Here is an 11,707-nt window from a genome sequence, read left to right on the forward strand (position 1 = left end):
GTCTTGAAACGTTTATGAAACGTTTCTTGATTCTCACGAAATATTGTGAGATACGTTTCGCCGATAAAAGGAGGCCAGCGATGAGTCGTGATGTTGCCATTGGAAAACACCTCGCCATGCTGCGCGAGCAGAATCAGCTCAAGCAAAATGAACTCGCCAAGAAGCTTCAGTGGAGCGCGGCCGTGCTCTCGCGCGTGGAGGCAGGTGACCGCCCGCTTACCGACGATGAGCTGGACATTATTCTGAAGGGTATCGGCACGCCGGAAGCGGCGCGGCTCAAAGAAATCCTCGGACGGCAGTGGCATCGGCTGCCCGAACCCGCTCTCGGTGACCCTGATGCCGATCTCCTATGGGAGGCCGAAGAAGTTGCTGAAGAAATCCACACGCTCGCAGAGCAGCCCGATGTGAAGCAGCTCTTCGAGCGACGTCTCGTGCGCTACGAGGAAGAGCTTCGCCTTGCGGCGCAACATGTTCTCAACAAGCGCTATAGCGTGGCCTTCATGGGAACGATCGGTGTCGGCAAATCCACCGGCATCTGCCGCATCGAGCAACTGGAACTTCCGAGCGCGAAGGGCATGCCCAGCGCCGTTTTAGAGACAGGCTCTGGCGGCATCACGATTTGCGACGTGCATGTCCGGAAGGGACCGGGATATGGCTTGATCATCGAGCCCTGCACCGAAGATGAAATCCGTCATCACGTCACAGACTTTGCCAACTCGCTGCTGAATCCCGCCAAACCCGGCGACGACGACGAAGAGGAGGCCGGTTCCGGCTCTCCTGGAATCTCGCGCGAGATCGACCGCGCCTTGCGCAGCATGACGGGCCTCCGCCGCCGCCGCTCAGAGCGAAAACCCGACGGCACTGTCATCCCTGCGAGCGACGATGCGCGCGTTCTCGCCGCGAACCATCCGGACGCCAAGGCGTTGTCCGTCGAGATACTCGCCCGCATGGAGCTGCATAAACGGGACCGCCGCGACCTGTGGCACGACGCCAACACCGGCAAGCCGCCGCTGGTTTGGCTGCAGGAGAACTTCGAGAAGATCAATAACGGCCGTCATTCCGAATTTACGGTGCCCAAGCGTATCGAAGTCGTGGTGCCGAACGCCATCCTCGGCGACGACACGGTGACCGTCACGCTCATCGACTCCCGTGGCATCGACGATCTCGCCGCCCGCGCCGACCTTGAGCAACACTTTGATGATCCGCATACGCTCGTGATGCTCTGCACACTCTTTGCACAGGCACCATCGACCGAAGTGCGCCAGCTCCTGACGCGCGCCAAGGAAGCGGGCGTTCGCACCCTAGCAACGCAGGCGGCGGTCCTGGCGCTACCGCGAACGGGCGAAGCGCTTGCGGTCAAGTTTGAAGGGGAACTCGCACAGACCGAGGAGGAAGGCTACGAGCTGAAAGCAGACGAGGTGCGGCTCAAGCTTCATGCGCTCAACCTCGATCATTTGGCCATCGCGTTTTTTAATTCGGCAACCGATGAGCCGGCAACGCTTCGCGCCTTCATCGCGGAACGCATCGAAGCCCTCCGGAATAGCCATCGTGCGGCGTTGCGCGAGATCATCGCCGGCGCCAGGGACCTGCTCGCCAACTACGAGAAGGCGCAAGCGGAAGAAACGCTGCGGACGGCAGCCAAGCGCCTCACGATCTGGCTCAAAGATAATGCCGAGCTGCCGCGCGCGGCGTCGCGTCGCGTGCACGATAGCCTCTTGTCGACGACGCGGGCCGCCCATTGGAAAACGATCTACGCCACTATCAGCCGCCGCGGCGGGTGGCCGAACCTCGATTATGCGCACCAGCTCAGCCACGGCGCACGCCGTATCGCAACGCACGTGGTCGAGAATAAGATCGAGGGCTTCAAGACGATCGCCACAAGCGTTTTACGCGACGACGATCTCGCCGACGCGCACGACCTTGCCCGCCAAGCCGTGCGCGCGCTCGAAGCCGGCTTCGATGAGATCATCCGCAATGCGCAGCTGGTCGGCGAAAGCATCTATGCCGATGATCTACGTGAGGATCTTGAATTCTGGCGCGCCTGCAGCGCTATCGCCGGTCGCGGCTACAAGGACCGGGTCAATGAGAAGAACCAGCATTGGTTCGAGGAAGAACGCAATGGCGAGGCCGAGGCGCGCGTGATGGAGCTGGTGGCGCAGAAGTGGCGCGAGGCCGTCACCGGCGTCCGGGCCTTGCTGCCGGAGGGCTAACGGCAATGGCCTATCTTTCGGAGATCGAGCCGGCTTTGTTAAAAGTCGAGACGATTCATTACCTTTCCAAGATATGCCCGAAAAAAGGCGACGACCGCACGCTCAAATCCGTCAACCTCGATGGCGGTAAGGCCGCGCATGAGACGAGCAGACAATGAGCGATCTATTCGACGTCGACGGCGCCAATCTCGATCGCGGGTTTGAAAACCTGAAAGCCGCCGAGCTTCCGATCGAGCAGCAGCTTCACGCCATGCTGCAAGAGATGTGGGAGCGTTATGAACCCTATGCCGATCCCGACTTTCGGCAGGGCTTCGCACGCGATGTCGATGGCCGCTTCTGGGAGATGTATCTGGGCTGCACGCTGCTCGAGGCGGGTCGCACCCTGCTTCCCGTCGTCGAGCGCCAGCGCGAAGGCGGTCAGCCGGATCTCTGCGTCCTGCAAGATGGCCACCGCATCTGGATCGAGGCCATCACCCCAGATGAAGGCGCCCCAGGTCCTGACCAGATCGTGCGTCCAGCTCCCCTCAACCAGGGCGGCGGTCTCTTCGCCGCACCGATCCGTCAGGCGCAGTTGCGCACGTCCGGGGCGTTCTGGACCAAGGCGCAGAGGATCGCGCGCTACCTCGAACAGGGTGTGATCGGCCCGGAGGATACGAGGATCATCGCGATCAGTGCGAGCCGCTTCGGCGTCTATGTCGCCGAGCAGCCGTTGCCGCTGATCATGACCACGTTATTTCCCATCGGAGACGCCTACATCACCATCGATCGCGAGACCGGCAACGTCGTTGAAGAAGGATTTCACCCAGCCCCCTTCATCAACCGCGAACGCAATCCGATCCCGCGCACGGCGTTTCTCGACGAGCGTTTTGCCGACATCTCCGGTGTGATCTGGTCGCGCGTTGGCCTCGGCAACCTGTCGCGCCGGACCCGCCCGCTGACCTATGTCCATAATCCCTTGGCCCAGGTTCCGCTGGCGACAAACTGGGGTGTCTGGGATCGCGAGTTCGTCATTACGGCACGCGGCGACGAGTGGGAGGCCAACGACATCCTAGCCCAGGCCGCGGCGGAGGCGTCATGACGATGCACCCGAGTCGCAGCGGCGGGCGCTTGCCGACCCTTGAGGTAGACCATGGCCGTGGGCGATGAACAGCGACTGATCACGCCGATCAGCCAGCGGCATTTCGAGCTCTATGCGCTGTCGCTCGAACGTGGGCCCAATTTCGATGCCGCGCAGATCTTCGGGAGCTATCAGGCCGGGCGCGGCAGCGCGAGCGGCTGCATTCTCCTCGATCCTGAGGGCGGGACCTTCACTACTCTAGCCTTGCGCAGACGGGTTGATCATCGCTGGGTGCGCGTCGATGAAGGCGGCCCCTTTTCGACTCCCGAAGCCGCGCTGGATCACCTCAGCCTCAGCATGCGCGCCGGCGAGCAGCCCGAGCCATTGCCGCCGGGCACGCGGCGGCGGCCGCTTCTGCTGAAGACCGGATCGCGAGGGACGTCGCCGGAGTTCGACCTGCTGACGAGCACGATCAGTCATTACCCGGCGCTGATGGCGGTCGGCGAATGCTACCTCGCGCTTCCCAGTCCGGACGCCAACTTCGTCACCGATCTGCAGACCAACAATTTCGCGTCCCGCCTCTTCGAACTCTACCTTCTTGCCTGCTTCCGCGAGCAAGGCCTGATCGTCCGGCAGGAGCACGTCTCTCCGGACTTCCTGATAGAGAACGATGGCGCAGCCTGCTGGATCGAGGCAGTGACTGCGAACTCCGAGACGCCCCGCTCCGGCGGGATCGGTGACTGGGTGCATGCTCCGGTCGACCGTAACGAACGCCTGACCGGCGCGCCAGCCGAGCGCTTCGCCAAGACGCTACGCGGCAAGCTTCAGCGCAACTATCATGAGCTGGGTCATGTGAAGGGGATGCCCTTCGCTCTGGCAATCGCCGACTTCCATGAATCCGGCTCAATGGTTTGGAGCCGCGAGGCTTTGCCGACCTATCTCTACGGCCTGCGGGCAGACGTCGAAGGCGAAGGCGCCGAGCGACGTGCGATCGGCACGCCGATCAACAATCTTACGGGCAAGCACGGCATTCCGGCCGGGCTGTTCCGCGATCCCGATTTCGCCCACCTCTCGGCCGTCATCTTCAGCAACGCGGCGACGCTCGCCAAATTCAACCGCATGGGCTTTCTCGCCGGATGGCGGCCGCCGGGCCTCACGATGACCCGCCGCGGCATTCTCTTCGACCGAACGCCGGGCGCGCTGGAGCCCATTGATTTCGACCTTCCAGTCGACAGCGCCGAATACCAGGCACTCTGGCCTTGGGGCGAAGCCTGGTGCCAGGAAATGGAGGTCTTTCACAACCCGCAGGCGACGCGTCCCATTCCCTTCGATCTCATACCTGGCGCAACGCACTGGTTCGAGCGCGGCGGCGACGTCGAGTGCAGAACCATGTGGGCGAATTCGGTCATTTCATCGATCACGCATTTGCGCATGGCCGACGAGCCGAGAAGACGAGCGGCGTCCGAAGTGAAGGCGAGCGGCTATGATCCGTCCGTCAGCCAAGCCTCGCCACCGTCGCTAATCAGAGGAGAACCGCCAAGTATGGCGACCGAACCATCCGACCGGACGATCGTCCTCCACCTCTTGCGCGGCGCTGTCCCCGAGCGCGCCGATGAGATCAGCAGTCTATGGAGCCAATACGGCCATGCCGTCGAAGTCACGCCCAGCACCAAGGGCGTGACGATGAATGCGGACGCCAGCCGCATCAAGTTCGACACCAAGACGATCGACTTCTTTTGGCTGCTCGGCTTCAGCGCCTGGCGCGCAATCGAGGTCTATTCGCCCGCCCTGGTGCTCGCGACGATGACCGGCATACCGCTTGATCAGGCGCTCAACATCGACGCCGAACGGGGGCAATACGAGTTCGACTACAAACAGCGCATCGCCAGCGCCCAGTCGCTTATTGCCGCCGAGCAAACCCCGGACGTTTCCTGGCCATCAGACGTTCCTGAGCCGACCGCCGATCGTGAAGGCCTTGGAGACAATCAGCACAAAGCCGTCTTCGACCTGGTCGCGCTGGCCCTTGCCTTCGCGCTGCTGCACGAGTTTCGACACGTCATGTACTGCGCCGACAACAGCGCGCCCTCGACGCTGCCAGAAGAGGAAATCGCCTGCGACACCTGGGCCCGCGAGTTCATGACCAGCGGCCTTGCTGCTTACGCAAAGGAACACGGTCACAACTACGCCCAAGTCCAGCAGAAGCGTGCGATGGCAATAGCGCTCGCCGCCGTGATCATTCATGCGATGACGCCCACCCACGCGCATTGGGGCAATCGGCAATATCCGCCGATCGCCGAGCGGCTGACGGCGATGATCGGCGGCTACAATCTGCCCGCCGGCTCGTCCTTCTGGCCCTTCACGGCCTGTCTACTGATCGCGCTCATGCGGCAGGAGAACCGGCCGCTCGACATCGTCGCACACTCAAACCAGGTAATGGTCGAGGCCCTACTCGACCGGCTCCGTTGACGATGCGAGGAGAGCGCGGTGCCGGTCTATTTCATTGGCGAAGATGAAAACGGATGCTCCCCGATCAAGATCGGCGTGGCGAAGAATATCGAAGGGCGCAAGCGCAACCTCCAGACGGGGAATCCCTTGGAGCTGCGGCTGCTCGGGTGGATAGAAGCGACCGACGCCTTCCAGCTTGAACGAGAGCTGCACCAGCATTTTGGATCGACCCATGTGCGTGGAGAATGGTTCAACATCGAGGCGGGTGACATTCTGGCCATTCTCAAGCGCGCCGGCCGCGATGGGTTTGTCGCCAAGAACGCCCACGCGTTCCAGATCGTCGGATATGATCGCGACGCCATTCCCGAATATCTCGGTGTGTGGGAGTGGGCCAATCTAGAGATCGACGAGTGCTGCCCGTTCTGCGGATGCCTGTGCGGCATGCATTTTCAGGAAGCCTCGCAGATGTACTATTGCATCCGATGCGACACGCTGACCAACTTTTCTGAGCACGATCCGCATGACGAGCCGCCGGAGAATTGAGGCTCACACCTGTCTTGCGATGGGCTGAGCCGGCGGTTCAAGTTTGCTGACCTGTCCGGAAAGCGGGAATACGCCGACCTGACAGACGTAATTCCGGCTTTACGCCTTTGAGGGGAAAGCCTTCCCCTGCGCCCGAGCCTCGTCTCGGTCGACCCCTTCTGCGGGGAGACCCCGCAGCGCCCCCTTCAGAGTGAAAGTACGGACCGGCCTTGCCGTGACGGGTTTAGGGCTGGGAGAGAGGCTCCCGGCGCCCGTCGCGGAGATCCGCGATGTCAAAAAAGACCGTATCCGCTCGCGCCGGCCAAAACCGGGCGACCCTCTATGACGAAATCACCGACAAGATCATCGCCGAGCTGGAAGCCGGTCGAGTGCCCTGGGTCCAGCCCTGGGGAACGGCGGCGGCGAAGGCGCCGCTGGCGATGCCAAGGAACGCCGCCACCGGCCGGCATTATTCCGGGATCAATGTTCTGATCCTTTGGGGCGCCGTGGTCGAACACGGCTTTCCCGGCCAGAGCTGGCTCACCTTCCGCCAGGCGCTGGCGCTCGGCGGCAATGTCCGCAAGGGTGAGCGCGGCACGACCGTTGTCTATGCCGACCGCTTCGTACCCGACGACGAAAAGCGGCGCGCCCGCGAGACCGGCGAGGAAGCTCAGGCGATCCCGTTCCTCAAGCGCTTCACGGTGTTCAACGCCGCGCAAGGCGAGAACCTGCCGGACAATCTCGCCATCGTCGCGCCACCGCCGCCGCCAGGCCTGATCGAACCCCAGATCGAGGCGCTCATCCGCGCGACCGGCATCGACTTCCGCATCGGTGGCAACCGCGCCTTCTACGTCTCGGCGCTCGACTACGTACAGGTCCCGCCGCCCCAGGCCTATTTTGAACCGATCAACTGGCACCGCACCGCGCTCCACGAGCTCGGCCACGCCACGGGCCATCCGTCGCGTCTCGGCCGGGATATGGCCGGCACCTTCGGTTCCAAGAAGTACGCGTTCGAGGAGTTGGTGGCCGAGATGAACGCCGCCTTCTGCTGTGCCTGGCTCGGCATCGTGCCGACCGTGCGCCATGCCGACTACATCGGTTCGTGGCTTGAAGTGCTACGGGAAGATAACCGCGCCATCGTCCGTGCAGCCTCGCAGGCGAGCAAGGCGGCCGACTGGCTGCTCGGCTTCGCCCCCGATCTCGCGTCACGAACGCCGGAGCTAGACGATGAACGCGAGGCGGCGTGAGGAAGCTTCGGTGGATATCGGTGTGTTGCCTCGGGCACGTCTATTTTTGCTCGCAACTTCCCGTGATTCCTGGGGTAATTAGGTATCGAAACTGAGACGGTGCGCCAATGGAGAAGTACCATATCAAACTTACGAAAGAGGAGGCCGAGCTTTTATCGAAGATCGACCTCCGCTCTCATCATCCCAATCATGACGATGGTCGTGCAGCATATCTGAGTAACCAAGAGCCGATCCTGGCACTTCTCAAGTTGCTGAGTGCGCGGAAGGCCGTGCCGGAGGTGCGCCTCAACTATTGGAACGATCCCAACTATCGGACCGGCCGCGTCAAGGGCTCACGCAAGGGCCTGTTTGAGCGGAATGGATGCACCGGATCCGATATCTATACGCATCCTCATTTCCTTGAGCATCTGCGTTATTTTCTGTTCGGGACCGAACTGCCGGAGCCCGTTGTCGCAGAGTTCGAGGCGAAGGTGGGCAACCCGGAATGGGTTTCTTCGAGCGACATCGTTCCGATCGGCAAAGCGGCGCGTGAGCTGACGCGGAGATACCGCTTGGATATCGCCGATGCGCCGGAGGAGTTTTTTAAGCTCTGCTTGGATATGGGGCTAGGTCTCAGCACGGCTGAGAGCGTGATGAGATCGGTCAAGCAGGTGCGCCAGCTGGGCAATCGCGATGAATGCAAGAACAGCAATAGCACCGACGACGGCCCCACCGTAACCGACCACGCCGGCTGGATGCTCGGTTCCTTAGCCGGCGAGACGCTCGTGGCCCGTCCCGATCGCGGGGCGGCCTGAAACGGCCCGGGTCTTGATCGGCGCATTGTCGAACCTTATCTTTCACCCTGCTTCGCATGATGGCGCTTCGCCGTCAGCCCCGATTCCGATCGGGGCCCCGTCCTCCAAACGTGGAGGTTAACCGGCGCAGCCCCGCGGAGGGGCGCGTCGTGTGCGGCAGTTTTCTCCGAGGGCCATTTTTAACCTTTGGAGAAAATTATGCCACGTAAGTCAGCCCCCTATTCCGATGCAGAAATTGCGCTTGCGAAGCGCCTCTTTGCGCAAGCCGAGGCCAGTGGGACGTTAAAGCCCCCGCGCGGCCTCATCGCGATCGCACTGAGCAACGGATATCGTCAATCGGTCTCGCAGACCGTGACCTATCGAGATTACCTCCGTGACGCGCGGCAGAGGCTTTCGATTCGTGTCGGCGTCAGTGGTGGGCGTCGTCGGAAGTAGAGGAAGAGAGCGGACGGGATTTCGTGACGGGTTGGAGGTCGAGAGAGAGGCTCTCGGCCGCCCGTCGCGGAGTACATCCCGATGGCTACTGCCGTTCAGAAGATCACCCTGTCGTCCTCGCGCGACATCCCCTTCAACAAGCTGGTGCTCAGCCAGTCCAACGTCCGGCGCGTGAAGGCCGGCGTCTCGATCGATGACCTTGCGGCCTCGATCGCCCGACGCGGCCTGATCCAGAGCCTCAGCGTCTTCCCGGTGGTCGACGCCGAGGGCGTTGAGACCGGCATGTTCGAGGTGCCCGCCGGCGGCCGACGCTTCCGCGCGCTGGAGATGCTGGTAAAGCAGAAGCGCCTCGCCAAGGTCGCACCCGTGCCCTGCGTTGTCCGCGACCCTGACGGCGCGATCCTCCCCGAAGAGGTGTCGCTGGCCGAGAATATCGAGCGCGCGCCGCTGCATCCCCTCGACCAGTTCCGTGCCTTCCAGGACATGCGCGACAGGGGCATGAGCGAGGAAGAGATCGCCTCGGCCTTCTTCGTACCGGCACAGGTCGTGAAGCAGCGTCTCCGGCTGGCATCGGCGTCGCCCGCACTGCTCGAAATCTATGCCGAGGACGGCATGACGCTGGAGCAGCTCATGGCATTCACCGTGTCTAACGACCACACCCGCCAAGAACAGGTCTGGGAGGCGATCAAGGACGCTTGGTCGAAGGAGCCGTACCAGATCCGCCGCATGCTTACCGAGACCACGGTGCGCGCCTCGGACAAGCGTGCCGTCTTCGTCGGCATCGAGGACTATCAAGCGGCCGGCGGCGTTACCATGCGCGACCTCTTCCAGTCCGACGATGGCGGCTGGCTGCAGGACCCGGCGCTCCTTGACCGCTTGGTCGCCGAGAAGCTGAAGGCCATGGCCGAGGAGGTCGCCGCCGAAGGCTGGAAGTGGATCGAGGTCGCGGTCAGCTTCCCCTATGACGCGCCCCGCGGCCTGCGCGAACTTCAGGGCGAGCCGCTCGACCTGACCGCCGAAGAACAGTCAACGATCGACGCGCTCATCGGCGAGCAGCAGAAGCTCGAGTCCGAATATGAGGGCGCCGACGAGCTGCCGGACGAAGTCGATCAGCGGCTCGGCGAGATCGAGACGGCACTTGCCGCCCTCAACGCGCGGCCGGTCCGCTACGAGACCAACGACATCGCCCGCGCGGGCGTCTTCATCAGCATCGCGCATGACGGCCAGCTCGAGATCGATCGCGGCTACGTCCGACCCGAGGACGAGGCGCCGACCGTCTCCGAGGGCGACGATGACGTGGAAGTCCATGGCGCTCCGGCCGAGCCCGTCGCGCAGCGGGCCGTGATCACGATCGGCGGCCAACCTGCCGAGTCGGAGGACGACGAGGACGATGCGATCAAGCCGCTGCCGGATCGCCTCGTCACCGAACTGACGGCCCATCGCACCCTGGCGCTACGCAATGCGCTGGCCGACAATCCGAATGTCGCGATGACCGCGCTCCTGCACAAGCTGGTTTCCGACACCTTCCAGCACCGCATGTACAAGGGCGCCATGGAGGCTTCTGTCAGTCACGTCTTCTTCCCGGTGCAGGACGACGCGTTGAAGGACAGCCCATCGGCCCGCGCGGTGCATGAGCGCCACGAGGGCTGGGCAGGCGACATTCCCGCCGAAGATGACGCGCTGTGGGACTGGCTGACGGCCCTCGACGACACGAGCCGCATGGCGCTCCTAGCGCATTGCGTGAGCTACGGCGTCAACGCGCTCTACGAGAAGCCGAACCCCTATGGCGGGAGCGGCGTCTCGCAGCACGACCTCGACATGCGGCTCGGCCAGGCCGACCGACTGGCCCGCGCCACTGGCCTCGATATGGTGGACGTCGGTTGGCGTCCGACCGTCGGCAACTATCTGGGCCGCGTCACCAAGCCCCGCATCCTTCAGGCAGTTCGCGAAGGCGCCGGCGAGCAGGCCGCCCAACTCATCGACCACCTGAAGAAAGGCGACATGGCCAAGGAGGCCGAGCGCCTTTTGGCCGACACCGGCTGGCTGCCGGAGCCCATGCGCCTGGTCGCCGACGAGCCGAGCGCTGTTCACCTCTCCATGGGCGAGGTCGACGCGGCAATCGAGCTGCCGCAATTCCTCTCCTCCGACCAGGAGGACGCGGAGGCCGCCGATGCAGAAGAGGACCCGGTCACCTTGGTCGCCGCAGAGTGACGTTCGCGGGGCGGTTTCGGCCGCCCCCTCCACTCTTCTCGCATCGGGTCCTTGACAAACCCAACTTACCGTACCACCTTATTCTGTACCACCATGCATCGTACCACCGCATGATGTTCCAGATTGCGAGGATCTCCCATGACCGACAAGAAGCCGCTCTCCCGCGTCCAGAAGCAACGCGAAATCCGCGTCGCTGCTGGATGGCAGGAGGTGAAGGTCTGGGTCCCAACCGAAAAGGACGCCGAGGATATCCGCAACCTGGCCGATGAGCGTCGAAAGAAAGCCGAAGCGCTCGAAGGCCTCCACAACGAGGTAAAAACAGTGACACCAGAAACCCAGATCCGCATCGCCCAGGCGATCGCCGAGCACGGCTCGGCCGCCTACACGCATTCTTCCGGAGCGGTCCTCGATCTGATGACGAAGCTCGCCGACGAAGACGATCTCCAGAGCTTCTCGCGTGCCTTCATCATCTTGGCGCGCGCAAAGCCGACCAATGCCGCATCGGTCGCGAGCTTCATCCCGGCGAAGATCAGCAACTTTCTCATCAAATATCGGGGCGTCGATCCGCGTATGATGATGGACTGGACTCAGGCTCATCCCGAGTGGACCGACCGCCTCAAGGACGCGGTTCGCGATCCCGAGCGGTTCGAGCTGGTCGTCGAGGCCATGGCGCAAGAAATGAAGCGGCCTCACTGACCGCGGCAGATCCCAAAGGAGGCCCGGCGAAAGCCGGGCTTTTTTTTTGCCCGCGGCGGACGGTGCCCAACTCGGGGAGTTCGAGAGCAA

The 11,707-nt window shown here is 63.0% G+C and carries 9 protein-coding genes; all 9 read left to right on the forward strand.

The genetic code is table 11. The features are described from left to right. The first annotated feature begins 80 nt into the window (after positions 1 to 80). The 9 genes from MKK51_RS17465 to MKK51_RS17505 all read left to right on the forward strand — a co-directional run bounded on the left by MKK51_RS17465 (position 81) and on the right by MKK51_RS17505 (position 11,617). Positions 81 to 2,210: a helix-turn-helix domain-containing protein gene (locus MKK51_RS17465; RefSeq protein ID WP_243979087.1), complete on the forward strand. Its 2,130-nt coding sequence runs from the start codon at positions 81 to 83 to the stop codon at positions 2,208 to 2,210. A 5-nt stretch (positions 2,211 to 2,215) separates the two neighbouring features. Then, positions 2,216 to 2,368, forward strand: coding sequence for a hypothetical protein (locus tag MKK51_RS17470; RefSeq protein WP_243979088.1), 153 nt, complete (start codon positions 2,216 to 2,218; stop codon positions 2,366 to 2,368). After that, positions 2,365 to 3,288 (forward strand): hypothetical protein, encoded by a 924-nt coding sequence (locus MKK51_RS17475; protein ID WP_243979089.1) that lies wholly within the window; start codon positions 2,365 to 2,367, stop codon positions 3,286 to 3,288. Before MKK51_RS17470 ends, MKK51_RS17475 begins: the two co-directional genes overlap by 4 nt. 51 nt (positions 3,289 to 3,339) lie before the next feature. After that, entirely contained in the window at positions 3,340 to 5,733 is a 2,394-nt protein-coding gene (locus tag MKK51_RS17480) for a phage exclusion protein Lit family protein (protein ID WP_243979090.1), read from the forward strand. 18 nt (positions 5,734 to 5,751) lie between these two features. After that, positions 5,752 to 6,255: a GIY-YIG nuclease family protein gene (locus tag MKK51_RS17485; RefSeq protein WP_243979091.1), complete on the forward strand. Its 504-nt coding sequence runs from the start codon at positions 5,752 to 5,754 to the stop codon at positions 6,253 to 6,255. Positions 6,256 to 6,524: 269 nt separating this feature from the next. Next, the gene (locus tag MKK51_RS17490) at positions 6,525 to 7,481 is read left to right on the forward strand and encodes an ArdC family protein (RefSeq protein ID WP_243979092.1); all 957 of its coding nucleotides are present in this window, start codon (positions 6,525 to 6,527) and stop codon (positions 7,479 to 7,481) included. Between the two features lie 107 nt (positions 7,482 to 7,588). Then, positions 7,589 to 8,275 (forward strand): hypothetical protein, encoded by a 687-nt coding sequence (locus tag MKK51_RS17495; protein ID WP_243979093.1) that lies wholly within the window; start codon positions 7,589 to 7,591, stop codon positions 8,273 to 8,275. Between the two features lie 516 nt (positions 8,276 to 8,791). Beyond that, positions 8,792 to 10,921, forward strand: coding sequence for a ParB/RepB/Spo0J family partition protein (locus MKK51_RS17500; RefSeq protein ID WP_243979094.1), 2,130 nt, complete (start codon positions 8,792 to 8,794; stop codon positions 10,919 to 10,921). Positions 10,922 to 11,059: 138 nt separating this feature from the next. Continuing rightward, positions 11,060 to 11,617, forward strand: coding sequence for a hypothetical protein (locus MKK51_RS17505; RefSeq protein WP_243979095.1), 558 nt, complete (start codon positions 11,060 to 11,062; stop codon positions 11,615 to 11,617). Positions 11,618 to 11,707 lie beyond the last annotated feature (90 nt).

The sequence above is a fragment of the Methylobacterium sp. E-045 genome (assembly GCF_022829685.1).
GTDB lineage: Bacteria > Pseudomonadota > Alphaproteobacteria > Rhizobiales > Beijerinckiaceae > Methylobacterium.

What these genes read in the sequence shown, in the direction of transcription:
- MKK51_RS17470 (WP_243979088.1), top strand. Translation starts at nt 2,216, where the DNA reads ATGGCCTATCTTTCGGAGATCGAGCCGGCTTTGTTAAAAGTCGAGACG.
- MKK51_RS17490 (WP_243979092.1), top strand. Translation starts at nt 6,525, where the DNA reads ATGTCAAAAAAGACCGTATCCGCTCGCGCCGGCCAAAACCGGGCGACC.
- MKK51_RS17480 (WP_243979090.1), top strand. Translation starts at nt 3,340, where the DNA reads ATGGCCGTGGGCGATGAACAGCGACTGATCACGCCGATCAGCCAGCGG.
- MKK51_RS17500 (WP_243979094.1), top strand. Translation starts at nt 8,792, where the DNA reads ATGGCTACTGCCGTTCAGAAGATCACCCTGTCGTCCTCGCGCGACATC.
- MKK51_RS17475 (WP_243979089.1), top strand. Translation starts at nt 2,365, where the DNA reads ATGAGCGATCTATTCGACGTCGACGGCGCCAATCTCGATCGCGGGTTT.
- MKK51_RS17495 (WP_243979093.1), top strand. Translation starts at nt 7,589, where the DNA reads ATGGAGAAGTACCATATCAAACTTACGAAAGAGGAGGCCGAGCTTTTA.
- MKK51_RS17465 (WP_243979087.1), top strand. Translation starts at nt 81, where the DNA reads ATGAGTCGTGATGTTGCCATTGGAAAACACCTCGCCATGCTGCGCGAG.
- MKK51_RS17505 (WP_243979095.1), top strand. Translation starts at nt 11,060, where the DNA reads ATGACCGACAAGAAGCCGCTCTCCCGCGTCCAGAAGCAACGCGAAATC.